Here is a 23724-nt window from a genome sequence, read left to right as displayed (position 1 = left end):
CTTGTCTAACAGAAGCCCTCCATTTTTGAAGGGGAAGTCCAGATCGGTACATCAAGCCGCCCGAGGAGATGCACCGTCTCTTCAGCCGCTATCCCGAAGCGCTCGCCCGAACCCTGCAGATCGCAGCCCGCTGCCGCTTCAATCTCGACGAGCTGGCCTATCAATATCCCGAGGAACGCGACGATCCTGCCCTTACACCGCAGGAGACGCTGGCGAAGCTCACCTGGGAAGGCGCCACCGAGCGCTACCCAGAAGGCGTGCCTGACAGTGTGACTGCCGCGCTTCAACATGAGCTGCGGTTGATTGAGAAGCTCGACTACGCGCCGTATTTCTTGACCGTGAATTCGATCGTCCGCTTCGCGCGATCGAAGGACATCCTTTGCCAAGGTCGCGGCTCGGCGGCCAACTCGGCGGTCTGCTACGTCCTCGGCATCACGTCGATCGATCCCGGCCGCAATGATCTTCTCTTCGAGCGCTTCGTGTCCGAGGAACGCCGGGAGCCGCCAGATATCGACGTCGATTTCGAACACGAGCGGCGCGAGATCGTCATGCAGTGGGTGTTCGACACCTACGGCCGCGACCATGCCGCGCTCTGTTCGACTGTCATCCGCTATCGCACCAAAGGCGCGCTGCGGGATGTCGGCAAGGCGCTAGGCCTGCCAGAGGATCTGATCGGCACCTTGTCGTCGCAGGTCTGGGCCTGGTCGGAGGAAGGCGTGGAACAGAAGCATGTCGAGGAGCTGAACCTCAATCTTGCCGATCGCCGCCTTCGCCTGACGCTCGATCTCGCTCGGCAGCTCATGGGCGCACCGCGCCATCTCAGCCAGCATCCAGGCGGTTTCGTGCTGACCCACGACAGGCTCGACGACCTTGTACCGATCGAGCCGGCCGCGATGAAGGACCGGCAGGTCATTGAATGGGACAAGGACGATATCGACGCCCTGAAGTTCATGAAGGTCGACGCCCTGGCGCTCGGAATGCTGACCTGCATGAAGAAGGGGCTGGATCTCCTGGCCGAGCACAAGGGCGTCAATCTCGATCTCGCCGCCATCCCAGCCGAGGACCCGCGCACCTACGCGATGATCCGCAAGGCGGACACGCTCGGGACCTTCCAGATCGAGAGCCGGGCACAGATGTCGATGCTGCTGCGTCTGAAGCCGCGCACCTATTACGATCTCGTCGTGCAGGTCGCGATCGTCAGGCCCGGTCCGATCCAGGGCGACATGGTGCACCCCTATCTTCGTCGCCGGGAGGGCCTTGAGCCCGTCCACTACCCGAAGCCCGAGCTGGAGAAGGTGCTCGGCAAGACGCTCGGCGTGCCGCTCTTTCAGGAGCAGGCAATGCGTGTCGCCATCGAATGCGCCGGCTTCACTCCCGGCGAGGCCGATATGCTTCGCAAGTCGATGGCCACCTTCAAGTTCACCGGCGGCGTCTCCCATTTCCGCGACAAGCTGATCGCCGGCATGGTGGCTAATGGCTATGAGCAGGCGTTCGCCGAGCAGACTTTCAAGCAGCTTGAGGGCTTCGGCAGTTACGGATTCCCGGAAAGCCACGCAGCCTCTTTTGCGCTGATCGCCTATGCCTCGGCCTGGCTGAAATGCTGGCACCCGGAAATCTTCTGCGCCGCATTGCTGAACAGCCAGCCCATGGGCTTCTACGCGCCGGCCCAGATCGTCCGCGACGCGCGCAATCATGGCGTCGAGATCCGTCCGGTCTGCGCCAACGCCTCCCGATGGGACTGCACGCTCGAGCCCACCGGCACCGATGAGCGGTTCGCCGTTCGCCTCGGTATGCGCATGGTCAAAGGGCTCGCCAACGGCCACGGCGCGGCGATCGTCACGGCCAGGGCGGACCAGCCCTTCGGCTCAGTGGACGATCTCTGGCGCCGTGCCGGCGTGCCCGTCGCGGCGCTCACTCAGATCGCCGAAGCGGACGGGTTTCGCCCGCCCTTCGGCCTCGCCCGTCGTGAGGCCCTATGGGCGATCAAGGCTCTGCGCGACGAGCCTCTCCCGCTCTTCGCCGCCGCGTCGGCCCGCGAGGAAGAGATCGTGCCCGAGGTTGCCGAGCCGGCCGTCATCTTGCGCCCGATGACGGCGGGCGGTGAAGTCGTCGAGGACTACCGGCATGTCAGCCTGTCGCTACGCGACCATCCGGTCTCGTTCCTGCGCCCGGAGCTGCGCCGCCGTCGTATGGTCTCCTGCCAAGAGGCGATGGATGCAAAGGAGGGCCGGTGGCTGGAGGCTGCCGGCATCGTGCTGGTGCGGCAACGTCCCGGCAGTGCCAAGGGCGTCATGTTCATCACGCTCGAAGATGAGAGCGGGATCGCCAACCTCGTGGTCTGGCCCAAGGTCTTCGAGCAGAACCGCCGCACCATTCTGTCGGCCGGCATGATCGCGGTGCGCGGGCGCGTTCAGCGGGAGGGCGAAGTGGTCCATCTTGTCGCCCACAGGCTGACCGATCTCTCCGCCGAGTTGGCCAGCGTTGGCGAGCGCGACACGGCCTTTCCATTGCCGCATGGGCGCGGCGACGAATTCCACCATGGTTCGCCAACCCCGGACCCTCGCGGTCAGCCGCCGCGAACGGTTCGACCGCGCGACATCTACATCCCCGACCTGCACATTGATACGATCAAGGTGAAGACGCGCGATTTCAGATAAAGACGGAGAATAGTTCCCCGCGCGACTCACCCCGCGACATGGCCGGTCTCAACAGCGAAGCGACCTGAATACTATGCGTCTCTACCATTTCACGTCGCAGAAATACGGGCTTCTCGCGCTCAAGCAACGACGCCTGAAACTCGCTCGGATCAACGAGCTGAACGACCCCTTCGAATTTCTCGGCTGGAATCTCCGCGACAAGCGCGCCCGCGCGTTCCTGCGCAACTGGAAGAATGAACGCGATCGCGAGTATGGCCTGCTGTGCTTCAGCCACAAATGGTCCCATCCGCTGCTTTGGGGCCATTACGCCGAGAAACACCACGGCATCGTCATCGGGTTCGAAGTGCCCGACAAAAGCGACCTGTATCATCCGGTGAAGTATCGGCGAAAGCGCCTGCCGGCGCCGTCCGACCGCGATCTCGTCGGCGCGGACGTGGAGGACCTGCTTCTGACAAAGTTCACCGCCTGGAGATATGAGTCGGAATATCGATCCTTCAGCCGGCTCGCCGACAGCGTCCACGAAGGCGGCCTATACTTCGAGCCCTTCACCGACGACCTGAAGCCGGTGGAAGTGATCGTCGGCGATCGATCGACGATCACCCGGGCAGACCTGGCCGAAGCGCTGGGCGACGCCCGCGATCATGTCACCGCCTTCAAGGCGCGGCCCGCGTTCGGCAGCTTCGATGTGGTCAGAAACAAGAACGACGCTCTCTGGAGATAGCAGGAATGGACAGGAGGGCCGCCGGCGGGATGCCGGCCAATCTCGCGAGGTTGCATGCCGGCGAGGAGGAGCTGCGGCAGAAGGCTCTCGAAATGATCGCTGCGGACGACCACCGCGCGTTGCATCTCGCAGTGACCGAAGCCGCCATGGACCTCGCCGACATATTGCGACAGTTCGACACCGCAGACGAAGATCTCAAGGTCATCCAGATCCTCGGCATGCGAACCTTCAACGCGTTTGGCGCGAGCATCAAACTCGCGCTCTCAGGCTATAGCCAGAATAGCGCACTCATCCTCCGCGACGTTCTCGAGACGGTTTTCCTCCTGAGCTACTTCGCAGGCGACCGAAGCCTGATCGGTCGTTGGCGCCTCGCTGATGAAAAGACGCGTCAGCGAGAGTTCGGCCCCGTCAAACTCCGCGAAGCCATCGACGCGCGCGAAGGGTTCACCGGCAAGAAGCGCTTCGAAACCTACAAGATGTTCTCTGAGCTCGCCGGTCACCCGACGATGAAGTCCGCCCTGATGATGCGGCCGCAGCGCGACGGCGATGCCGTGATAGGCCCATTCATGGAAGCGACGACGCTGGATGCAGTCGTCTCGGAGATCGGAAAGCTCGCGGTTCAGGTTGGCGAGCAACTCACGTCGTTCTTTCCACCGTCCTGGGCCGTGCGCCTCCCGAGCCGACTCGCATTGCCACACTCAAGCAGCGCTGGATCGCGACATTCTATTCGACGACCATGGCCTCCACGTCCGACTAGATCTTGCGGGGAAAGCCTTCCCCTGCGTCCGAGCCAACGTCTCGGCCGACCCCTTCTGCGGGGCTCGCCGTCCCGCAACGCCCCCTTTAGAGTGAGAGTGCGGACCGGCGTTGCCGTGACGGGTTGAGGGCTGGGAGAGAGGCTTCCGGCGCCCGTCGCGGAGATCCGTGATGTCCAGAAGAACCCCATCCGCTCGCGCCGGCCAGGACCGCACGAGCCTTTACGACGAAATCACCGGCAAGATCATCGGCGACCTGGAGACCGGTCGCGTGCCCTGGGTCCAGCCCTGGGGCACGGCGGCGGCGAAAGCGCCGCTCGCCATGCCGAGCAACGCCGCCACCGGCCGGCACTATTCGGGGATCAATGTGCTGATCCTCTGGGGCGCCGTCATCGAGCACGGCTTTCCCGGCCAGAGCTGGCTCACCTTTCGCCAGGCGCTGGCGCTCGGCGGCCATGTCCGCAAGGGCGAGCGCGGCACGACCGTGGTCTATGCCGACCGCTTCGTGCCAGACGACGAGAAGCGGCGCGCCCGCGAGACCGGCGACGAGGCCCAGGCGGTCCCATTCCTGAAGCGCTTCACGGTGTTCAACGCCGCGCAGTGCGAGGGCCTGCCGGAGGACATCGCGATCGTCGCGCCGCCGCCGTCGCCAGGCCTGATCGAGCCGCAGGTCGAGGCGCTGATCCGGGCGACGGGCATCGACTTTCGCATCGGGGGCAATCGCGCCTTCTACGTGCCGGCGCTCGACTATGTGCGGGTTCCGCCGCCCCAGGCCTATTTCGAGCCGATCAACTGGCACCGGACCGCGCTGCACGAGTTGGGTCACGCCACCGGCCATCCGTCCCGTCTCGGCCGCGACATGAGCGGCGGTTTTGGCACCAAGAAATATGCGGTCGAGGAACTGGTTGCCGAAATGAATGCGGCCTTCTGCTGCGCCTCGCTCGGCATCGTGCCGACCGTGCGGCACGCCGATTACATCGGCTCCTGGCTGGAAGTGCTGCGCGAGGACAATCGCGCCATCGTCCGCTCCGCCAGCCAGGCGAGCAAAGCCGCCGATTGGCTGCTCGGCTTCGTGCCGGCCGACGGGGCCGCGCTATCGGCCGAACCCGCGATCGACAGGAGGGCCGCATGATCCTCATGACCGACGAACTGCGCGAGCAGCTCTTGGCCAACGGCCGGAAACGCGACGCCGATCACATCCCCGTGGTGAAGTTCTTCAACCCCCTCGGCGAAGGCGTCTGGCTCGCGACCGAACTCGACGAGGACGGCGACACCTTGTTCGGCCTGGCAGATCTCGGCGAACCCGAGCTCGGCTCATTCAGCCTCGCCGAAGTGACCGCGGTGCGTTTGCCGATGGGTCTCGGCATCGAACGCGACATCCTTTTCGAGGGGCTCTATCCGATCTCGGCCTGGGCCGAGGCAGCCAGTCGGACCGGCAGCATTCGTCAGGCCGAACGCGTGCTTCACGCCGCCCACCGAAGCGCGACGACCGCGCAGTCCGTAGATCCGTAAATTTGTGGCGACGGGTCTGCGCTGCTGCGTCTCCCGTCGCCGCGCCCTAGCCGCCGGCCAGGAGAGAGTGAGAGGGAGGACGGGATTTCGTGACGGGTTGGAGGTCGAGAGAGAGGCTCTCGGCCGCCCGTCGCGGAGTAATCTCGATGGCTACTGCAGTTCAGAGGATCGTCCTGTCGTCTTCGCGCGACATCCCCTTCAACAAGCTGGCGCTCAGCCAGTCCAATGTCCGGCGCGTGAAGGCCGGCGTCTCGATCGAGGACCTGGCGGCCTCGATCGCGCGTCGCGGCCTCATCCAGAGCCTCAGCGTCATCCCCGTCGTCGATGCCGAGGGCCATGAGACCGGCATGTTCGAGGTGCCGGCCGGAGGCCGTCGCTTCCGTGCGCTGGAACTGCTCGTCAAGCAGAAGCGCCTCGCCAAGATCGCCCCGGTGCCGTGCGTGGTGCGCAAGCGCGACGACGAGATTCTCGCCGAGGAAGTCTCGCTGGTCGAGAATATCGACCGCGCGCCGCTTCATCCGCTCGACCAGTTCCGCGCCTTCCAGGACATGCGGGTGAAGGGCAAGACCGAGGAGGATATCGCTGCGGCGCTCTTCGTGCCCGTTCAAGTGGTCAAGCAGCGCCTGCGCCTCGCGGCCGTTTCGCCCAGCCTGCTCGACATCTATGCCGAGGACGGCATGACGCTCGACCAGCTCATGGCGTTCACCGTCACCGACGATCACGCTCGCCAGGAGCAGGTCTGGGAGGCGATCAAGGACGCTTGGTCGAAGGAGCCCTATCAAATCCGTCGCATGCTCACCGAGACGACGGTGCGCGCTTCGGACAAGCGCGCCGTCTTCGTCGGTGTCGAAGCCTATGAGCTGGCCGGTGGCATCGTCATGCGCGACCTGTTCCAGTCCGACGATGGCGGCTGGCTGCAGGATGCGGCGCTGCTCGATCGGCTGGTCGCAGAGAAGCTGAAGGCGACGGCAGAGACCATCGCCGCCGAGGCCTGGAAGTGGATCGAGGTCGCGGTCAGCTTCCCCTACGACGCAACGCGCGGCCTGCGCGAGCTGCAGGGCGAACCGCTCGACCTGACGGCGGATGAACAGGCGACGATCGCGGCGCTCAACTCCGAGTACCAGAAGCTCGAGGCCGAATATGAGGACGCCGATGAGTTGCCCGACGAGGTCGACCAGCGGCTCGGCGAGATCGAGACGGCGCTGTCGGCCTTCGACACCCGTCCCGTGCGATTCGAGGCCGCCGACATCGCCCGCGCCGGTGTGTTCATCAGCATCGCTCATGACGGCACCGTCGCCATCGATCGCGGCTATGTCCGGGCCGAGGACGAGGCTCCCGACCCCGGCGCCGAGGCCGATGGGGGCGAAACCGAAGGTCGGTCGGATGAGCCCGGTGCGCCGGCCGTGCAGCGCGCCGTCATCACGATCGGCGGCCAGCCCGTCGAGGCGGAGGACGACGAGGACGACGCGATCAAGCCGCTCCCCGAGCGCCTGGTCATCGAGCTGACGGCCTATCGCACCCTCGCGCTGCGCAACGCCGTCGCGGAGAACCCGCACGTCGCCATGACCGCACTGCTCCACAAGCTGGTGTCGGACACCTTCATGACCCGCATGTACACGGGCGCCATGGAGGCCGGGGTGAAGCACGTCTTCTTCCCGGCGCAGGACGATGGGCTGAAGGACTGCCCGTCCGCCCGCGCGGTGCAGGACCGTCACGCCGCCTGGGCCGGCGACATCCCGAAGGACGACGATGCCCTATGGGACTGGCTCGCGGGCTTGGACGACGCCAGCCGGATGGCGCTGCTGGCGCATTGCGTCAGCTACGGCGTCAACGCGCTCTATGAGCGGCCGAACCCGCACAGCGCCGGCGGCGTGTCGCAGCACACGCTCGGCATGCGGCTCGCCCAGGCCGACCGCCTGACCAAGGCGACTGGGCTCGATCTGGTGGAGGCCGGCTGGCGCCCGACCTTCGGCAATTACCTCAACCGTGTCACCAAGCCCCGCATCCTGCAGGCGGTTCGCGAGGGCGTCGGAGAGCAGGCCGCGCAGCTCATCGACCACCTGAAGAAGGGCGACATGGCCAAGGAGGCCGAGCGGCTGCTCGCCGAGACCGGCTGGCTGCCCGAGCCGCTGCGCCTGATCGACGATGCCGAGGTGTCCACGCCGGAGGTCGAGGCTGGCGGCGAGGACGACGATGCGGCGCTGCCCGCATTCCTCGCCAGCGACGACGAGGAGGTCACCGCGGAGGCCATCGATGATGAACCGCACCTTGTCGCGGCTGAATGACGAACCCCCGGAGCGGCTTCGGCTGCTCCGGCCTTTTCCCCGAACGAAAGAGCATCGCCATGTCGCAATCCAAACCGCCGCCACACCGCGTCGTCTTCCAGTACCTCGTTCCCGTGCACGTCGAGGTCGAGGAGCGTCGGCCGCGTGACGATAATCGACGAAATGCCGGTGCGCGACCCCGTCGTCGTGGAAGGCGATCCCGCCGATCTCGCCGACGCCGCGCGCGCCGCCGACAACGGCCAAGCCTGGCCTTCCTGGCAGTTCGGCTACTAGCCGCCGTCACCCCGAACTCCGAGCCCGGCCCGAGCGCCGGGCTCTTTTCGTTTCCGGAGCCCGCTATGACCGATTTCGTCACCCGCTATTCCTGCCTGCTCGACGTCGGCACCTCCGCCAATGTCGCCCGGGCTTTCGACATCTATGCCGCCTTGATGGCCGAGAACGGCCGCGAGGACCCGCCGGCCGAGCCGTTTCACCTGTCGGTGACACCCGAACACGGCGCGTCGCGGCTCTGGCTGCGCGATCCCGGCACCGCCGATCCGCAGCTTGCGATCACCTTCGTGACGCGCTGCGCCGAGGCGTTCGGACTGACCGGCCGCTGGGGATTTCAGTGGGCCGGCATTGCCTCCAATCCCGTGATCGACGGCTTCATGGGCGGCGCCCATGTCCTCGATCTCGCCACGGGCCAGACAATCGCCTGGATGAGCACCGGCCGCTGGCTCGCCGACCGGCTTGCCGAGGGAGGCGCACGATGAGCATCCCCGACCATGCCCGCGCCAACTTCCAGACGTTGCTGCGCGCCGCGTCGAGCGGCGACCTGGCGCTGATGGAATGCGCCGACGTGGCGACCGGCGAGCCGCGCTACGTCATCTGCGCTGTCGGCCGCGATGAAGGCGACTTCGTTTTCACGCCGTTCGGCCATCTCGCCGACGGCAATCCCTTCGAGATCTACCGCCCGCCGGAGGCCTCGACATAGGGGCGCACCACATCGAGGAGACGCGCGACTTCCGCGCGGGCCTTCGATGCAAACGCCGGATCGCTGTCGAAGCGATCGAAGGCATGGCACTGATAGTAGGCGTTCAACACCGCGATCACATCGCCCAGATCGTCACCCGTTCCGACCATCCCGGACTTGTCGGCGTGCGACAGGCCCTTTTCGAGGTCGTGGCGAATGTCCTGCCGACACCGATCGTCGCTCCAGCCCTGGCTCGAAAGATACGCCTTCAGCCCAAGCTCGGCGGCGATCGCGGTCATGTAGCAGGTGTCGCGGGGATCGCCGTTCTCCGCCTGTGCCGGCGACGGCAAAAACTCCTCGCCGTTGGCGAGCAAACCACGCGCTCGCACGATGTCTTCGCGCGCCACCACCAGACCGCCACCTCCCATTGGCATACTCATCATCCGGCGCAGCGCGCCCGGATGATGTTAGGCGTCACGGCTGTTTTCCTACGAGAGCTTAGCGTCCCATCCGCATCGCCGGAAGCCGGTGCCACAGGCCGGGTTCCGGCTGCGCCAGAGTGAGAGGGTGGCCGGGACGGGGTTGAGCCCGTCCGGTCGAGAGAGAGCGCCGGGCCGGCTCGCCCTTGTCCCGCTCTCCGAGGTTCTCCGATGCTCCATGCTCCGATCCCCGCCGCCGAGGCGGCATCGCTTCCGCTTGGCTCCTCCACGCCGCCGGCCGCCTCCATCCTCGCCGCCGCCGAACGCATCCTCTCCCACCTCGAACAGGGCCGCACCGTCGATGCCGCCATGCTGCGCAGCGCGATGGAGGACGCCTTCGGCGCGTCCGACACAGCCGGCGCGTGGGACTGGAAAGCCGCCTATGACGCTTGCGAGGTCGCGACCGTCCTGTTCCTGCGCAAATACGGAAAGCCGCTTTTCCGCAAAGCCGCATCGCCGGCTTCACGGCTCACGGCGCTGACCAAGATCATTGGTCTGCTGCCGACGCACACGCGTCGATCCGAAGAGACGCAGGCCTTCCAGCAGTTCTCCACGCCGGTCCCGCTCGGCCTTGCCGCGTTGACAGCGGCAACGTTGACCCCGACCGACCGCGTGCTGGAGCCGTCCGCCGGCACCGGCCTGCTTGGCGTCCTTGCCGAAACTGCGGGCGCATCGCTCATCCTCAACGAGCTGGCCGATACCCGCGCCGATCTTCTCACTTCTCTCTTCCCGGCCGTGCCCGTCACGCGCTTCGACGCCGCCCAGATCGACGACCATCTCGATCCGACCGCTATGCCGAGCGTCGTCATCATGAACCCGCCATTCTCGGTTATGGCGAACGTCACCGGGCGCGTCGCCGACGCCGCCTATCGGCATATCGCCTCGGCACTGGCCCGTCTGGCCGACGGCGGGCGCTTGGTCGCCATCACTGGCGCGAACTTCTCGCCGGAGCTTCCAGCCTGGCGGGACGCCTTCGTCCGTCTGCAGGCGCGCGGCCGCGTCGTGTTCACCGCCGCGATCGCCGGCTCGGTCTATGCCAAGCACGGCACGACCATCGACACCCGCCTGACCGTCATCGACAAGGCGCCGGCCGAGGATGCCGAGCATTTGCCGGACTCCGCCGGGATCGCGCCCGACGTCGCGACGCTGCTCGCCTGGATCGATGCGCAGCTCCCAGCGCGCCTGCCGGTCACGATCGCGCGTCCAAACGCGATGTCGGCCGCCACGCCGCGAACGGTGCGAGGTTATCTCGCTCGCGCGGCGACGGCCCAGCCCGACCGCCGGATCACCCAGATCGAAGGCGTGCCGCTCGCCTATGAGACCATCGATTGGACGCCGCCGGAGAGCGGCCGCCTATCGGACTCGATCTATGAGGCCTACGTCCTCCAGTCGATCCGCATCGACGGCGCGCAGCCGCACCCGACCAAGCTGGTGCAGTCCGCAGCCATGGCCTCGGTCGCGCCGCCGAAGCCGAGCTATCGCCCGACCCTGCCGGGAGCGATCGTCGCCGACGGCGTCCTCTCGGACGCCCAGCTCGAGACGGTGATCTATGCCGGCGAGGCTCATGGCGAATATCTCGCAGGGGCCTGGACCGTCGACGAGACCGGCGATCTCGTCACCGCCGCGCCGGACGATGCCCCGAACGCGGTCCGTTTTCGCCGAGGCTTCATGCTCGGCGACGGCACAGGCGCCGGCAAGGGTCGCCAGTCGGCCGGCATCATCCTCGACAACTGGCTGCAGGGGCGCCGCAAGGCCGTCTGGATCTCCAAATCCGACAAGCTGCTCGAGGACGCACAACGCGACTGGTCGGCGCTCGGCATGGAGCGGCTGCTGGTCACGCCGCTCTCGCGCTACCCGCAGGGCACGGCGATCCGGCTCCCCGAGGGCGTCCTATTCACCACCTACGCCACGCTACGGTCCGACGACCGTGGAGAGAAGCTTTCGCGCGTCAAGCAGATCGTCGAATGGTTGGGCTCCGATTTCGACGGAGTGATCATTTTCGACGAGTCCCATGCAATGCAGAATGCCGGCGGCGGCAAAGGAGAACGGGGCGATGTCGCACCCTCGCAGCAAGGCCGTGCGGGGCTCCGGCTCCAGCACATGCTCCCGAACGCCCGCATCGTCTATGTTTCTGCGACCGGCGCCACCACGGTTCATAACCTCACCTATGCCCAGCGGCTCGGCCTGTGGGGCGGCGAGGATTTCCCCTTCGCCAACCGTGCCGAATTCGTCGAGGCCGTCGACAATGGCGGCGTCGCCGCCATGGAGGTGCTCGCCCGCGACCTGCGCGCGCTCGGCCTCTACACAGCGCGATCGCTCTCCTATGACGGCGTCGAATACGAACTGGTCGAGCACCAGCTCACCCCCGAACAGACCCGCATCTATGACACCTATGCCGGCGCCTTCGCCATCATCCATAATCATCTCGACGCGGCGATGCAGGCCGCCAACATCACCGGCGACAGCGGCACGCTGAACCGACAGGCGAAGTCTGCCGCGCGCTCGGCCTTCGAGAGCGCCAAGCAGCGCTTTTTCGGGCATCTCCTGACCAGCATGAAGACGCCGACGCTGGTCCGCTCGATCGAGCAGGACCTGGCGGCTGGCCATTCCGCCGTCATCCAGATCGTTTCGACCGGCGAAGCCCTGATGGAGCGTCGCCTGGCTGAAATACCGACCGAGGAATGGCACGACGTCCGCGTCGACATCACGCCGCGCGAATACGTTCTGGACTACCTCGCCCATTCCTTCCCGGTGCAGCTTTATGAACCGTTCTCGGACAGCGAGGGCAATCTGTCGTCGCGGCCGGTCTATCGCGACGGCCAACCCGTCGAAAGCCGCGAGGCCGTCGCCCGCCGCGACGAGCTGATCGAACGGCTCGCATCGCTGCCGCCGGTCCCGGGCGCGCTCGACCAGATCGTCCAGCGCTTCGGCACGGACATCGTCGCCGAAGTGACGGGCCGGTCGCGCCGCGTCGTGCGCAAGGGCGAGCGGCTTGCTGTCGAGAACCGGGCGGGATCGGCCAATCTCGCCGAAGCAGCCTCATTCATGGACGATGACAAGCGCGTCCTCGTCTTCTCCGACGCCGGCGGCACTGGCCGCAGCTATCATGCGGATCTCGCTGTCCGCAACCAGCGCCTGCGCATCCACTATCTCCTGGAGCCGGGCTGGAAGGCCGACGCGGCGATCCAGGGGCTCGGCCGCACCAACCGCACCAACCAGGCGCAGCCACCGCTCTTCCGGCCGATCGCCACCGACGTGAAGGCCGAGAAGCGCTTCCTCTCGACCATCGCGCGACGGCTCGACACGCTCGGCGCCATTACGCGCGGCCAGCGCCAGACCGGCGGCCAGGGCCTGTTCCGACCCGAGGACAATCTCGAATCCCACTACGCGCGCGATGCGCTGCGCCAGCTTTACCTGCTGCTCGTGCGCGGCAAGGTCGAGGGATGCTCGCTCGATCGCTTCGAAACCGCCACCGGCCTCAAGCTGATGGACGACAACGGCATTAAGGACGAGCTGCCGCCGATCACCACTTTCCTCAACCGGCTGCTGGCGCTCACCATCGAGTTGCAGGGCGTCCTGTTCACCGCCTTTGAGCAACTCCTGATGGCGAAGATCGAGGGCGCGATCCGCAGCGGCCACTATGACGTCGGGCTTGAGACGCTGCAGGCCGAGAGCTTCGTGGTCACCGACAGTAAGGTGATCCATGTGCATCCCGGCACCGGCGCGGAGACTCGGCTGCTGACCATCACGCGCCGGGAGCGCAATCGACCGATCACGCTGCTCGATGCGCTCGATCATCGCGCCGATCCGCGTGCGCAGCTGCTCGTCAATGGTCGCTCCGGTCGCGCCGCGGTGCAGATGCCGGCCCCGTCGATGATGCTCGATGACGGCGAGATCGAACGCCGCGTGTGTCTGATCCGGCCGATGGAGCAGCACTATGCGCCGCTGCGCATGATGGAAGAGAGCCATTGGGAGGAAGCCGAACGCGACCGCTTCGCCGCCGCATGGGACGCCGAGCTTGCCGACATCCCGGAATTCTCCGACAGCACGATCCACATCGTCGCGGGCTTGCTGCTGCCGATCTGGAAGCGCCTGCCGGACGAGTCGACGCGGGTGTATCGACTCCAGACCGACGCGGGCGAGCGCATCATTGGCCGCCGCGTGTCGCCGGCCTGGGCCGCCAACGCTGCCTCGCAGGGGGCGAGCACGCTGACACCGGAACACGCCTTCGCCGCGCTGATGGAAGGCCGCACGATCCTCGACTTGGCCGAAGGCCTCCAGCTTCGCCGCGCCCGTGTCATGAGCGCCTATCGCCTGGAGCTGACCGGCTTCACCGAGGCGATGCGCGAGCGACTGCGAGCCTATGGCCTGTTCAGCGAGATCATCTCCTGGAAGCTGCACTTTTTCGTGCCAGCCGACACCAATGGCGTAAGCATCCTCACCAAGCTGCTCGACACCTATCCGGTGGCGCGCATCTCCGAGCGGGAGGCCGCGTGATGTCTCGTCACGATGCTTCCGATCTTGCGCAACGTCTCCGCCGGCAGGCCGAGGCGGTGTGCCGACACTACCTCTCCAGCGGGCGGCGCGAGGGCCGCTACTGGCTGGTTGGCGACGTGCGCAACACGCCCGGCCGATCGATGTATGTGCGGCTCAAGGACTCGCCCAAGGGTCCGGCCGGCAAATGGACCGATGCCGCGACCGGCGAGCATGGCGATCTCCTCGACGTGATCCGGGATAGCTGCGGCCTCATCGACTTCAAGGACGTCGCGGACGAGGCACGGACCTTCCTCAGCATGCCGCAGCCCGAACCAGCGCCAGCACATCCGCGTCAGGCACCCGCACCACACGGGTCGCCCGAGGCGGCCCGCCGCCTGTTCGGCATGTCGCAGCCGATTACGGGCACGCTCGTACAGTCGTATCTACGGGAACGCGGCATTACTGATTTACGCGGAACCGGAAATCTGCGCTTCCACCCGCGCTGCTACTATCGACCCGACGAGCATTCTCCGACCGAGACCTGGCCCGCCATGATCGCCGCCGTCACCGATCTCCGCGACAGGATCACCGGGGCGCATCGGACCTGGCTCGACCCGCGACGCCGCGACAAGGCGCCGCTCGACACGCCGAGGCGGGCGATGGGCGATCTTCTCGGCAACGCGGTCCGCTTCGGAACGGGCGGCGAAGTCATGGCGGCCGGCGAAGGCATCGAGACCGTCCTGTCGGTCAGGCAAGTCTTGTCCGACATGCCGATGCTGGCGGCGCTCTCAGCAGCCCATCTCGCCGCCATCTTGTTCCCGGACACGCTGCGGCGGCTCTACATCCTGCGCGACGACGATCCGGCCGGTGACGGTGCGCGCGACAGTCTCGTCGAACGGGCGAACGCGGCCGGCATCGAGGCGATCGTCGTGTCTCCGAGGCTGGGCGACTTCAACGAGGACCTCCGAAGGGCTGGACTGGAAAGCCTGCGGGCAACGACGCGGGTACAAATCGCTCCCCAGGACGTCGCACGCTTCATGGCAATGGCGGCATAGCCGGAAGGGTATGCTGGTGACCGCAACGCCCTCGCTTGGCACTCGCTCGGATGCTCCCAGGTGTCAGGGAGAGCCGCAACCCGGCCTTCGAGAGGGCGATCGGCCGGCAAACGGCCCGGACCGACAACGTCGGCGCCCGACTATTTTCCGGCGGCCCGTCGGGCCTTTCCATCGCGAAACAAAATAGCCGGCCTTCGGCGTCCTCCGCTGTGCTGCGGCCCTCTCGCTTCGCTCCGGGTGCAGGTCCGGCCCGCCTGCCGGCTTTCGTCGCCAGAAGGCCGCGAGGGTCGCGGTCACACCGACGAAGGAGCATCCCGATGAGCGAGCAGGACGACAGCTACGAGCCGCATCACGCATCATCCCCCACCGACCACGTCCTCCACGAGCTTCAACTTTATGGCTACCGTCCCTTCGCGGACGAACCCGACGGAAGGCCGCTGCCCGAAGGAAACCACGTCGCCGGCGCCATCGCCGATATCTTCGACGCCCTGATCGCAACCCTGGAAGACACCCGCCTCGAGCCCGACCTCGACGATCTCCTCTGGTCGACGGTCAACGTCTTCCACCGCGCGACCGACCGGATCGAGCGCGAGCTGGACGACAATGAGCAGGCGCAGCGCCGCGGTCAACGCGAACAGGATGGCTCTGAGGTGAAAGCCGTCGAGCTGGAACGCCTCACGGCCGAAGGCCAGACGATGATCGAGCGACGCAACGCCTTCGAACTGATGCGCGACCAAGCGGCCGAGCACTACGAACGGCACACCGGCTCAGCCTGGCGTCCCCGCAGCGGATCGATGGTGAGCCATCGCAACCTCACCTCGGCAATGATCGACAGCCGCGACTTCCTCGCCGCCAAGAGGCGGGCCGATACCGAGGTGCTGCTGCCGGCCGGACCGAAGATCGCCATCACCGGTGGGCTCGACTTCAACGATCACACGCTGATCTGGGCCAAGCTCGATCAGGTCCACGCCAAGCACCCCGACATGGTGCTGATCCACGGCAAGTCACCGAAGGGTGCCGAAAAGATCGCTTCACGTTGGGCCGATCACCGCAAGGTGCCGCAGGTCGGATTTGCTCCCGACTGGACGAAACATGCCAAGGCCGCTCCGTTCAAGCGCAACGATCAGATCCTCGACGTCCTGCCGATCGGGGTCATGCACTTTCCCGGCAGTGGCATTCAGGACAACCTCGCCGACAAGGCCAAGAAGCTCGGCATCCCGGTCTGGAAGCATGGCGGCGCGTGAGCGCCGCCACCTTTGCAACCCCGGCTACCGCTTCATCTTCGTGAATTTGTAGACGCGCCCAGCGCTATCGTAGGTGGTCCAGTCGCCGACCTGCTCACCATTCTCGAAATAGCCGGACCGCAATTTTGAGCCGTCACGGCGAAACCATTCCCAATATCCAGTGGGCTGACCCTCGAGCGTTTGGCCGACGACCCACAAGCTGCCGTCCCTGTGCTTCTTCTCGAAAGGGAGTGTCTCGGTCATTCTCCGCCTCGTCTCAGTCTGGCTCGCCAATCACGGCTATCCGGGCGGACCGCGCATAGTGCGCTAGCTCAGTATCATTCTCGATCAACGCGTCGAGCAGCGTCTTCATATCCGTCCGGTCGGAGGAAGACTGAAAGGGACCCGGCTGACGTTCGATGGCCAACGCGGCGATCGCGAGGGCCTTCTTCACGAGATGCAGATCTCTACCTGTGAACTCCGCCATTGCCGGTCCTTCGCGACTCCAAGCTTGCGGCCCACAGCATAGCCTAGATCCTCGTCCAGCGGCACATGGCACGAGCAAAGCAGAGCAAGCGTCGAGGCCAGGATTGTGGATCTCCTGACGCGAAGAACCACCCCCGCCTTTAAGCGCTGATCCTTGGTCCACCCGCGGACTTGTCGCCATCAACCCGTAAAGGGTCGGCTATGCGAGCATGCCGCCGCTGCGGCTGCGCCTGCGCGGTGATTGCAGTCCACGGCCGAACACTTCGGGCGCCTGTCGGCGGGGGATGGTCCTCCGCTCCAGCAGGAGCCCAGCAAATGTCCCTCAACGACGCTCACGCCTTCGCCTTCAGCCTCGCCACCACCCTGATGGCCGCCATCGTCATTTTCCAGGCCGGCGACGGCACCCTCTCGGTGACAACCGCCAGTGAGTACGACGGCGACGCCTCGGAGATCGTCCATGAAATCGACCCGTTCGCGCCCTGATCAGGCTCATCGGACTGCGCCGGGCGGAAGTCGCTTGCGGTTTCCGCTCCCGGGCAAGGCCCTTTTCCGCTATTATCCGAGCGCGCCGTGGTGGTGGTGGCAGGCGCGACCGTCAGACCTATCGTCACGGAGGCTACCACCATGATCATTCTTGCAATCCTCGCCTCGCTCGCCGCCATCGGCGCGCTATGCTGGCTGTTATTCACTCTAGCCGTCTTCGCACTGCCGGCCTTCGTCGGCGCAACCGTTGGCGCCTGGGCTTACGGCACTGGCGCCGGTGTGCCTGGCGCAATTCTCATCGGCCTGGTCGCCGCGGCCGCCACCCTAGCGGTCGGCCAGCTCGTGATGATGTTCGTGCGGCCCGTATGGCTGAAGCTGATCGTCGCCATCGCCTTCGTTGCCCCGGCGGCGATCGCCGGATTCCATGCCACGCACGGCATCGTCAAGCATCTCATGCCATCCGAGGCATGGCAGATGACCTTCTCCGTCATCGGCGCCATCGCGGTCGGCATCACCGCCCTCGTGCGGGTCGCAGGGATGGCGACGGCTCCGGGCCCTTCCGGTCAGGGCTTAGCGCGGGCCTGACTTGATCCAGCGCCAATGCGACGGACCAAAATCGCGTTGGCGCGAACGCCTCCGTCGTCTGAGGCGGGTGTGGCTGGAGCGTGGAGCAAGACTCGACGCTAGACCTTGGGCACGACCCCCGCTGGCGCGCTTCGAGGCGGCTGCATCTGCGCGGGCAACGTGCGACCGCTCGTCACGACCCTCCAATAGCGGCGACAACGAGGAGGCAGCACGACTAGCCTGTACGAGGGAGCAATCGCCAGAAGGTCCCGTATCGGCGCCGGTATGCCGATGCAGGGTGGCCGCCATCTTCTCCGTTTCCTGGCCCGTGTCTCAACCGCTCCAAACGGCCTCTTCAATGGCCTGATCTGGCCGAAGGCCGGCTGCGCCTCGATCGCCTATGACGCAACAGCCGCGTCAGACTTTCTTCCCCTGCCGGCTACGCCGCCATTCCTCGCGGGACAACAAAGTCCTCCTTAGCTGTCCAGCCCCTTCGGGGTGCGCCGTCGATCGCCTCCGGCCAACCGATCGCCATCGAGGCCGCAATGGTGCGGGCTCGAATACGGAAAGACGGAGACTTACAATGGCGACCATCGGCACCTTCAAGAAGACCGGTTCGAACGAGTTCACCGGCGAAATCGTCACCCTCAGCGTCCAGGCCAAGGGCGTGCGTATCGTCCCCGACACCCGCGCCACTGGCGAAAACGCGCCGAGCCACCGGGTTCTGGTCGGCCGCGCCGAGATCGGGGCCGCCTGGTCCAAGCGCTCCAACGAGGGCCGCGACTACCTGGGCCTCAAGCTGGACGACCCTTCGTTCAACAGCCCCATCTACGCCAACCTCTTCGACGACGAGGACGCGGACACCTTCTCGCTGATCTGGTCCCGTCCCAACGGGCGGCGCAGCGACTGAGGGCCGGCGCAAGGCCCCGGCCGGAAGGCCGGGGCCCTCGCATTCTCGAACGACCGAATCAGTCAGCGGCTTCGACACCGGCAATCCGCTCGCCGAAGGCGAAATCGCTGGAACTCCGAGGCCAGAACGACTATTATAGTCGTAGTTTTGGCGTGCGCGTAGGACCGTGTGGGAGGTGATCATGCATGATCACCGCCCGACAATTTCGGGCCGCACGCGCGTTGCTGGGTTGGACACAGGAGACGCTCGCGGACAAGGCCCGGGTCTCATTGACCGCTCTCAAGCGCCTCGAATCCCATAGCGGGCTGGAGGTGTACGAGACGACTCGCGATGAGGTGAGACGAGCTTTCGAACGCGCCGGCATCGTCTTCCTGAACTCCGACCAGGGCAAGGGAGTGCTGTTGGTCGATGCCAAGAAGGACGCCTGATTTTCCGATTGTCGCGGCAACGCCACGACTTCGCGCAGGTGTTGCCCGCTTCATCATTGCGATCAAATCAGGGCTAATAATGTTTCCCAGAATGGATAAACCGCGTCTTCGGGGGATGTTGTGACCAAGTCGGATTTTCTCGACCAGCCACCGGGCGGCGCGGCGCTGACGGCCTACGATCGGGCGCATCTGAAGCTCTATGCCCGTCTGCTCGATGCCGAGGCGCAAGGGGCGGATTGGCGAGAAGTGGCTAAAGTCCTCTTCGACCTTGAGGCCGATTGGGACGAGCCCCGCGCTCGGCAGGTCTACGACGCACATCTTGAACGCGCCAGATGGATGACGCAGGGCGGCTACTGCGAGTTCCTTGGCTCGCGCGCGCACTGAGGTGATGCGGAACGCGCATCACCTTGATCCACCTTCGTTATTCCCAAGCCTCATTCAACTTGGAATCGTACCCCATGCATAACTCGCGTTGCGTCTTATTGCGCGGAGGCGGTGGAGGATGTCCGAGGACGAAAGCTGGCGGTCTGAGGCCGCTTACGATTACATCGATGCGCTAACGCCCGGCGATCTGGCCTGGGAGTTTCTGCGGCGCAACCCAGACTACAGAAAATCCTATCGGGAGCTGATAGCCGTCGGGCGTTTGAGCGAGAGCGCCGCGCGCGAGTTTGCCGCCCAATGGGGGTTGCGATTTCGTCGCCGACCCAAGCCACTCGGCGCTAATCCAGCCGATCTTCTGGACCCCGCAAGTCGATCCGGCTGCGATCATCCTGACGACAGGCCCAGAGACCGATGGCCCCCCGTTCACCGCTGAAGATGTTCATGCCCATGTAATCCTTCAGTATGACGAGGCGCTCGTCCGGCTTGAGATGCGACGCGAAAGCTTTGACGTCGCTCTGACCGCATTGTCTAGCCGCCAGGCGCTCGCCGCGCTTCTCATTATCGATGATCTGCTGCCGGACCGCCTCACCGCTTTGGCGCGCTTCTGGGCCGCCATCAAGAACCGGCGTGCGCCCGCCGACCCCCGAGTCACACCGCAGCGCCAGCGGCGCGCTCGCTTGATGCTACGCGTCGTCGATGCCCGGGTCGCAGGAGCGACCTACCGCCAGATCGCCGCGCAGCTCTTCCCAAATCTTAAAAGCGACTCGGAAACCTGGGTCGAGAACCCCGTCCGCGAGACGACAGTCCGCCTTGCCCGGGACGGCTTGGCGTTCGTCGGTGGTGGCTACCGCAGAATCCTTCGGCTTCCACGTCGCTCGCGATGACACATCCTCGGTGTCGAAAATAACTTCCTAATTCCGTTCCTGTCGGAAGCGCCGTCCTCCCGCCACCGTGCTCGCAACCCGCCGCTCGTTCGCAGCGGCCATCAGTGAGACCACGGAGGTGCGATCATGGCCGAAACAGCCGCCAGTATTCCGCAGCGCTATCTCAGAACACAGGAAGCCGCGCGGTTCCTCGGCCTTTCCGAGCGCACGCTCGAAAAGCACCGTACCTACGGAACCGGCCCAACCTATCGCAAGCTCGGCGGTCGCGTCGTCTATGCGGTGGAAGACCTCCAAGCCTGGGCGGACCGGGGTCTCGTAACCTCCACCTCCGATCCACGCGCAGGCACCGTTCTGCCCGCCAAGCGTCAGCCGAAATCTCCCGCCACGGCCGGCGGGCGCTTTCCTCGCTGAGACGGCGCGCCATGTCGTCCCGCCACCAACATCGCGATGAGCGTGCGCAGCTCGATCTGTTCCGGGCGCTGCCCGGCGATCTTGCGCCCCGCGATGCGCAGGACCTCATGGCCTATCCGTTCTTCTCGCTCGCCAAGTCGAAGCGCCTGGCGCCGATCGATTTCAAGGCAGGCTCTGTAAAGATCCGCGTCGAAGCGGTCGCCGAGCACGGTATGGCCACGATCTGGGACGCCGACGTCCTGATCTGGGCCGCCTCACAGATCGTCGAGGCGCGCGACCTCGGCCTGCGGCCGTCGCGTCTGATGGCGACCACGCCATACGAGATTCTGCAGTTCATCGGCCGCGGCGTGTCGCTGCGCGACTACGACCGCCTGAAGGCCGCGCTCGACCGGCTTCAGTCGACCACGGTGGCGACCTCGATCCGCCAGCCGACCGAGCGGCGAATGCACCGCTTCTCCTGGATCAACGAGTGGAAGGAACGCGCCGATCACCGAGGCCGCCCGCTCGGGCTCGAACTGATCTTGCCTGACTGGTTCTACGGCGCCGTGCTGGACGACGCGCTCGTGCTGACAATCGACCGCAACTATTTCGGTCTGACCGGCGGGCTCGAACGCTGGCTTTACCGCCTCGTGCGCAAGCACGGCGGCAAGCAGGAGTTCGGCTGGAGCTTCGACTTTCCACATCTCCATTCGAAGTCCGGCAGCCTCTCGCCGCTCAAGCACTTCGCCTACGACCTGCGTGACATCGTCAAACGACAGCCGCTTCCAGGCTACCGCCTGACCATAGAGCAATGCGTCGGCGGGCCGGAAATTCTCTCCTTCGTGCCGACCGATCCGGATGCCCTCGGCATCCCGCGACGTCGTCGCCGGACCAAACCTCACCCTGGGGATAAGCTGTGAATCGTCTCGTGCTATCAGGGACCGGCACTATCGTGCCATCGGGGACCGGACACTCGTGCTATCGGGGACCGGAATCGTCGATTCCTCGCGCCAAATCAGCAGCTTGCGAGCCCCGTAACTTATCTAACCTAGATTCCTACGGAATCTTTCTAACGCGACCGCCTTTTTCGGCCGCTGTGGACGAGTGCCCGATCGCCGGGAGACCGTCATGATCGTCGCGCTGCTCAACCAAAAAGGCGGCGTCGGCAAGACGACGCTCGCCCTTCACCTCGCTGGCGAATGGGCTCGCCGTGGACAGCGCGTCACGCTGATTGACGCCGACCCGCAAGGCTCGGCACTCGACTGGTCCCAGCAGCGCAGTCGCGAGGGGCTGGAGCGGCTGTTCGGTGTTGTCGGCCTGGCGCGCGACACGCTCCACCGTGAAGCGCCGGAGCTGGCGCGCGACGCCGACCATGTCGTCATCGATGGCCCGCCGCGCGTCGCCGGCCTGATGCGCTCGGCGCTTCTCGCCGCCGATCTCGTTCTGATCCCGGTGCAGCCGTCACCGCTCGATGGCTGGGCCTCGGCCGAGATGCTCAGCCTGCTCGGCGAGGCGCGCATCTATCGCCCGCAGCTCGCCGCTCGCTTCGTGCTGAACCGGTGCGCCGCCCGCACGGTCCTGGCGCGCGAGACCGCCGAGACGCTGGCGGATCACGACCCGCCCTTGCTCTCGACCACGATCGGACAGCGCATCGTCTTTGCTGACGTTGTGCAGACCGGCCGGCTCGCCGCCGAGCAGGACGAGGATTGCCCCGGCGCGCGCGAGATCGAGGCGCTCGCGGCGGAAGTCGCGAGGATTGGCGCATGAGCGCGCGGTCCCCGAAGCGCAGCTTTGCGGCGCGTCCGGCCGATCCCGAAGACTGGATCAAGGTGCCCGATCGCCACGCAACCCGCACCCAGCCCGCTGAGGATTTCTCTGCGCGGCTGACGATTGACGTCACCACCGACATGCGGGGCCGCATCAAGATCGCTGCCTTCCAGCGCGGCCAGACCGTCGCCGACATGCTGCGCGCGCTGTTCGAACGCGAATTCCCACCCCCCTCAGGAGAAGGATGATGACCGGCCTTGTCGCCGCGCCAATGCGCGTCCTTGGCGCTACCGCCGAGCCGCCGCCCGAGGCGTTCACCCAGGTCGAACTCATCTGGATCGAGAAGCAGACCGAGCACTGGATCCGCTTCGGCCGCGAACGGCGCGAGCAGATCCTCGATCGTCGCCGTCGCATCCTCTTCTTCCCTCCCGGCAGCGTCCTCGCGCTCGTGCGCTGGGCGGCGAACGAGCACGGCACCGTTCTCTCGCGGCTCGACATCCTGCGCACGGTTGAACGCGGCGCAGCGTGCCAGACCGTTCCGACGGTCACGCCCGGCGCAGAGGTCCTGCTGCATGTCGATGGCTGGCCGAAGGTTGAGCGCGTGCTCCAGCTCATCAACGCCATCGAGGCGCGCGGCATCGATCCGATCGAGGTTTCGCCCGATCATTGGCACCACGTCCATAACCGGATGACCATCGGCGAAACGCCGCGCGCTTATGGCTTTCGGCAGCATCGCGCCTTTCTCCTGCGTCGGGAGATCGGCGCATGACCCGGCTCTCCTATGGCGTCGTCATGGCCGCGTCCGTGTCGCTTCTCGGCGTCGCCTCGATCGCTTCCTTCGCGCCGCGCCTGATCTGGAACGCGTCCGCCAGCACGCCGGTCGGCTTCTACACGATCGGCGAAGTGGGCAACCTCGAAGTGACCGATCTGGTGGCCGTCGACGCGCCCGAGCCGCTCGCAACCTTCCTGTCCGATGGCGGCTACCTGCCGCGCGGCGTACCGCTCCTGAAGCGTGTCGCCGCGCTCCCGGGACAGCGGGTCTGTCGGACCGGGCTCGTCATCACCGTCGACGGCGTGCCGATGGGAGACGCCCTCGATCGCGATCGTCGCGGCCGTCTGCTCCCGATCTGGCGCGGCTGCCAGTTGGTCGCGAACGGCGAGCTGTTCCTGATGAATTGGCAGGTCCGAGACAGCCTGGACGGACGCTATTTCGGCCCGCTTCCGGCCACCGCCGTGATCGGCCGGGCAACCCCTCTCTACACCGACGAGGACGGCGATGGCCGCTTCGTTTGGCGTGCGCCGACGCGGTGACGGCG

27 protein-coding genes and 1 pseudogene are annotated in these 23724 nt (G+C 65.9%); 25 read left to right on the top strand and 3 right to left on the bottom strand.

The features are described 5' to 3' along the window. Positions 1-41: 41 nt before the first annotated feature. The 9 genes and pseudogenes from CES86_RS09895 to CES86_RS09855 form a co-directional block, all read left to right on the top strand. Positions 42-2657, top strand: a pseudogene (locus tag CES86_RS09895) (error-prone DNA polymerase); the annotation flags it as partial. 73 nt (positions 2658-2730) lie between these two features. Then, on the top strand, positions 2731-3378 hold the full coding sequence (locus CES86_RS09890) for a DUF2971 domain-containing protein (protein ID WP_088217379.1): 648 nt from the start codon (positions 2731-2733) through the stop codon (positions 3376-3378). Between the two features lie 5 nt (positions 3379-3383). Then, the gene (locus CES86_RS09885; protein WP_231771185.1) at positions 3384-4262 is read left to right on the top strand and encodes a hypothetical protein; all 879 of its coding nucleotides are present in this window, start codon (positions 3384-3386) and stop codon (positions 4260-4262) included. A gap of 43 nt (positions 4263-4305) precedes the next feature. Continuing rightward, the gene (locus CES86_RS09880; RefSeq protein WP_094514275.1) at positions 4306-5265 is read left to right on the top strand and encodes an ArdC family protein; all 960 of its coding nucleotides are present in this window, start codon (positions 4306-4308) and stop codon (positions 5263-5265) included. Further along, the gene (locus CES86_RS09875) at positions 5262-5645 is read left to right on the top strand and encodes a DUF2958 domain-containing protein (protein WP_088217376.1); all 384 of its coding nucleotides are present in this window, start codon (positions 5262-5264) and stop codon (positions 5643-5645) included. The genes CES86_RS09880 and CES86_RS09875 overlap by 4 nt, the downstream gene beginning before the upstream one ends. Positions 5646-5791: 146 nt before the next feature. Then, positions 5792-7930 (top strand): ParB/RepB/Spo0J family partition protein, encoded by a 2139-nt coding sequence (locus CES86_RS09870; RefSeq protein WP_088217375.1) that lies wholly within the window; start codon positions 5792-5794, stop codon positions 7928-7930. 144 nt (positions 7931-8074) lie between these two features. Then, positions 8075-8203, top strand: a complete 129-nt coding sequence (locus CES86_RS28115; protein ID WP_254915502.1) for a hypothetical protein — start codon at positions 8075-8077, stop codon at positions 8201-8203. A gap of 65 nt (positions 8204-8268) precedes the next feature. Next, a complete protein-coding gene (locus CES86_RS09860; protein ID WP_088217374.1) occupies positions 8269-8682 on the top strand; it encodes a hypothetical protein in 414 nt (137 codons plus the stop codon). Then, positions 8679-8903: a DUF6117 family protein gene (locus CES86_RS09855; protein ID WP_088217373.1), complete on the top strand. Its 225-nt coding sequence runs from the start codon at positions 8679-8681 to the stop codon at positions 8901-8903. Before CES86_RS09860 ends, CES86_RS09855 begins: the two co-directional genes overlap by 4 nt. Here the strand turns inward: CES86_RS09855 and CES86_RS09850 are convergent. Further along, positions 8876-9310 carry a HEPN domain-containing protein gene (locus tag CES86_RS09850; RefSeq protein WP_167387111.1) on the bottom strand — a complete coding sequence of 145 codons (435 nt, stop codon included), beginning with the start codon at positions 9308-9310 and terminating at the stop codon, positions 8876-8878. The genes CES86_RS09855 and CES86_RS09850 overlap by 28 nt on opposite strands. A 222-nt stretch (positions 9311-9532) precedes the next feature. Between CES86_RS09850 and CES86_RS09845 the strand changes: the two genes are divergently transcribed. The 3 genes from CES86_RS09845 (at position 9533) to CES86_RS09835 (ending at position 16136) form a co-directional block, all read left to right on the top strand. After that, entirely contained in the window at positions 9533-13858 is a 4326-nt protein-coding gene (locus CES86_RS09845; protein ID WP_094514274.1) for a strawberry notch family protein, read from the top strand. Next, entirely contained in the window at positions 13858-14892 is a 1035-nt protein-coding gene (locus CES86_RS09840) for a DUF7146 domain-containing protein (protein WP_088217370.1), read from the top strand. The genes CES86_RS09845 and CES86_RS09840 overlap by 1 nt, the downstream gene beginning before the upstream one ends. Before the next feature lie 317 nt (positions 14893-15209). Continuing rightward, positions 15210-16136 (top strand): DUF2493 domain-containing protein, encoded by a 927-nt coding sequence (locus CES86_RS09835; protein WP_088217369.1) that lies wholly within the window; start codon positions 15210-15212, stop codon positions 16134-16136. Between the two features lie 24 nt (positions 16137-16160). Here CES86_RS09835 and CES86_RS09830 read toward each other — a convergent pair whose 3' ends face one another. Continuing rightward, positions 16161-16379: a toxin-antitoxin system YwqK family antitoxin gene (locus CES86_RS09830; protein WP_088217368.1), complete on the bottom strand. Its 219-nt coding sequence runs from the start codon at positions 16377-16379 to the stop codon at positions 16161-16163. Between the two features lie 13 nt (positions 16380-16392). Next, on the bottom strand, positions 16393-16602 hold the full coding sequence (locus CES86_RS09825; protein WP_088217367.1) for a hypothetical protein: 210 nt from the start codon (positions 16600-16602) through the stop codon (positions 16393-16395). Between the two features lie 314 nt (positions 16603-16916). On the opposite strand from CES86_RS09825, the gene CES86_RS27500 reads away from it, so the two are divergent. The 13 genes from CES86_RS27500 to CES86_RS09765 all read left to right on the top strand — a co-directional run bounded on the left by CES86_RS27500 (position 16917) and on the right by CES86_RS09765 (position 23719). Further along, positions 16917-17084 carry a hypothetical protein gene (locus CES86_RS27500; RefSeq protein ID WP_167387110.1) on the top strand — a complete coding sequence of 56 codons (168 nt, stop codon included), beginning with the start codon at positions 16917-16919 and terminating at the stop codon, positions 17082-17084. Between the two features lie 141 nt (positions 17085-17225). Then, positions 17226-17669 carry a hypothetical protein gene (locus CES86_RS09815; RefSeq protein WP_088217365.1) on the top strand — a complete coding sequence of 148 codons (444 nt, stop codon included), beginning with the start codon at positions 17226-17228 and terminating at the stop codon, positions 17667-17669. Positions 17670-18231: 562 nt separating this feature from the next. Beyond that, positions 18232-18558, top strand: coding sequence for a DUF736 domain-containing protein (locus CES86_RS09810; RefSeq protein WP_094514272.1), 327 nt, complete (start codon positions 18232-18234; stop codon positions 18556-18558). A 185-nt stretch (positions 18559-18743) separates the two neighbouring features. Beyond that, positions 18744-18986: a helix-turn-helix domain-containing protein gene (locus tag CES86_RS09805; protein ID WP_037520532.1), complete on the top strand. Its 243-nt coding sequence runs from the start codon at positions 18744-18746 to the stop codon at positions 18984-18986. A 120-nt stretch (positions 18987-19106) separates the two neighbouring features. After that, positions 19107-19370: a DNA -binding domain-containing protein gene (locus CES86_RS09800; RefSeq protein WP_088217363.1), complete on the top strand. Its 264-nt coding sequence runs from the start codon at positions 19107-19109 to the stop codon at positions 19368-19370. Between the two features lie 118 nt (positions 19371-19488). Next, the gene (locus tag CES86_RS27900; protein WP_231771187.1) at positions 19489-19800 is read left to right on the top strand and encodes a transcriptional regulator domain-containing protein; all 312 of its coding nucleotides are present in this window, start codon (positions 19489-19491) and stop codon (positions 19798-19800) included. Next, positions 19709-20251, top strand: a complete 543-nt coding sequence (locus CES86_RS09795; protein WP_235819899.1) for a DUF2285 domain-containing protein — start codon at positions 19709-19711, stop codon at positions 20249-20251. The genes CES86_RS27900 and CES86_RS09795 overlap by 92 nt, the downstream gene beginning before the upstream one ends. Before the next feature lie 126 nt (positions 20252-20377). Further along, positions 20378-20662, top strand: coding sequence for a helix-turn-helix transcriptional regulator (locus CES86_RS09790; RefSeq protein ID WP_039187922.1), 285 nt, complete (start codon positions 20378-20380; stop codon positions 20660-20662). Positions 20663-20673: 11 nt separating this feature from the next. Next, positions 20674-21561 carry a replication initiator protein A gene (locus CES86_RS09785; protein WP_088217362.1) on the top strand — a complete coding sequence of 296 codons (888 nt, stop codon included), beginning with the start codon at positions 20674-20676 and terminating at the stop codon, positions 21559-21561. Positions 21562-21769: 208 nt separating this feature from the next. Next, positions 21770-22408, top strand: a complete 639-nt coding sequence (parA, locus tag CES86_RS09780) for a ParA family partition ATPase (RefSeq protein WP_088217361.1) — start codon at positions 21770-21772, stop codon at positions 22406-22408. Further along, positions 22405-22656, top strand: a complete 252-nt coding sequence (locus CES86_RS09775; RefSeq protein ID WP_088217360.1) for a hypothetical protein — start codon at positions 22405-22407, stop codon at positions 22654-22656. Before parA ends, CES86_RS09775 begins: the two co-directional genes overlap by 4 nt. Beyond that, on the top strand, positions 22656-23177 hold the full coding sequence (locus CES86_RS09770) for a DUF2840 domain-containing protein (protein WP_088217359.1): 522 nt from the start codon (positions 22656-22658) through the stop codon (positions 23175-23177). The genes CES86_RS09775 and CES86_RS09770 overlap by 1 nt, the downstream gene beginning before the upstream one ends. Next, a complete protein-coding gene (locus CES86_RS09765; RefSeq protein ID WP_088217358.1) occupies positions 23174-23719 on the top strand; it encodes a S26 family signal peptidase in 546 nt (181 codons plus the stop codon). The genes CES86_RS09770 and CES86_RS09765 overlap by 4 nt, the downstream gene beginning before the upstream one ends. Positions 23720-23724: the final 5 nt, after the last annotated feature.

Source organism: Brucella lupini (assembly GCF_002252535.1).
In the GTDB taxonomy this organism is placed as follows: domain Bacteria; phylum Pseudomonadota; class Alphaproteobacteria; order Rhizobiales; family Rhizobiaceae; genus Brucella; species Brucella anthropi.
This window is presented reverse-complemented; position numbering and strand designations above follow the sequence as displayed.

Excerpts from the sequence above, each read along its gene's own strand:
- CES86_RS09890 (WP_088217379.1), top strand. The coding sequence starts at position 2,731 with ATGCGTCTCTACCATTTCACGTCGCAGAAATACGGGCTTCTCGCGCTC.
- CES86_RS09885 (WP_231771185.1), top strand. The coding sequence starts at position 3,384 with ATGGACAGGAGGGCCGCCGGCGGGATGCCGGCCAATCTCGCGAGGTTG.
- CES86_RS09880 (WP_094514275.1), top strand. The coding sequence starts at position 4,306 with ATGTCCAGAAGAACCCCATCCGCTCGCGCCGGCCAGGACCGCACGAGC.
- CES86_RS09875 (WP_088217376.1), top strand. The coding sequence starts at position 5,262 with ATGATCCTCATGACCGACGAACTGCGCGAGCAGCTCTTGGCCAACGGC.
- CES86_RS09870 (WP_088217375.1), top strand. The coding sequence starts at position 5,792 with ATGGCTACTGCAGTTCAGAGGATCGTCCTGTCGTCTTCGCGCGACATC.
- CES86_RS09860 (WP_088217374.1), top strand. The coding sequence starts at position 8,269 with ATGACCGATTTCGTCACCCGCTATTCCTGCCTGCTCGACGTCGGCACC.
- CES86_RS09855 (WP_088217373.1), top strand. The coding sequence starts at position 8,679 with ATGAGCATCCCCGACCATGCCCGCGCCAACTTCCAGACGTTGCTGCGC.
- CES86_RS09850 (WP_167387111.1), bottom strand. The coding sequence starts at position 9,310 with ATGGGAGGTGGCGGTCTGGTGGTGGCGCGCGAAGACATCGTGCGAGCG.
- CES86_RS09845 (WP_094514274.1), top strand. The coding sequence starts at position 9,533 with ATGCTCCATGCTCCGATCCCCGCCGCCGAGGCGGCATCGCTTCCGCTT.
- CES86_RS09840 (WP_088217370.1), top strand. The coding sequence starts at position 13,858 with ATGTCTCGTCACGATGCTTCCGATCTTGCGCAACGTCTCCGCCGGCAG.
- CES86_RS09835 (WP_088217369.1), top strand. The coding sequence starts at position 15,210 with ATGAGCGAGCAGGACGACAGCTACGAGCCGCATCACGCATCATCCCCC.
- CES86_RS09830 (WP_088217368.1), bottom strand. The coding sequence starts at position 16,379 with ATGACCGAGACACTCCCTTTCGAGAAGAAGCACAGGGACGGCAGCTTG.
- CES86_RS09825 (WP_088217367.1), bottom strand. The coding sequence starts at position 16,602 with ATGGCGGAGTTCACAGGTAGAGATCTGCATCTCGTGAAGAAGGCCCTC.
- CES86_RS27500 (WP_167387110.1), top strand. The coding sequence starts at position 16,917 with ATGTCCCTCAACGACGCTCACGCCTTCGCCTTCAGCCTCGCCACCACC.
- CES86_RS09815 (WP_088217365.1), top strand. The coding sequence starts at position 17,226 with ATGATCATTCTTGCAATCCTCGCCTCGCTCGCCGCCATCGGCGCGCTA.
- CES86_RS09810 (WP_094514272.1), top strand. The coding sequence starts at position 18,232 with ATGGCGACCATCGGCACCTTCAAGAAGACCGGTTCGAACGAGTTCACC.
- CES86_RS09805 (WP_037520532.1), top strand. The coding sequence starts at position 18,744 with ATGATCACCGCCCGACAATTTCGGGCCGCACGCGCGTTGCTGGGTTGG.
- CES86_RS27900 (WP_231771187.1), top strand. The coding sequence starts at position 19,489 with ATGTCCGAGGACGAAAGCTGGCGGTCTGAGGCCGCTTACGATTACATC.
- CES86_RS09790 (WP_039187922.1), top strand. The coding sequence starts at position 20,378 with ATGGCCGAAACAGCCGCCAGTATTCCGCAGCGCTATCTCAGAACACAG.
- CES86_RS09785 (WP_088217362.1), top strand. The coding sequence starts at position 20,674 with ATGTCGTCCCGCCACCAACATCGCGATGAGCGTGCGCAGCTCGATCTG.
- parA (WP_088217361.1), top strand. The coding sequence starts at position 21,770 with ATGATCGTCGCGCTGCTCAACCAAAAAGGCGGCGTCGGCAAGACGACG.
- CES86_RS09775 (WP_088217360.1), top strand. The coding sequence starts at position 22,405 with ATGAGCGCGCGGTCCCCGAAGCGCAGCTTTGCGGCGCGTCCGGCCGAT.
- CES86_RS09770 (WP_088217359.1), top strand. The coding sequence starts at position 22,656 with ATGACCGGCCTTGTCGCCGCGCCAATGCGCGTCCTTGGCGCTACCGCC.
- CES86_RS09765 (WP_088217358.1), top strand. The coding sequence starts at position 23,174 with ATGACCCGGCTCTCCTATGGCGTCGTCATGGCCGCGTCCGTGTCGCTT.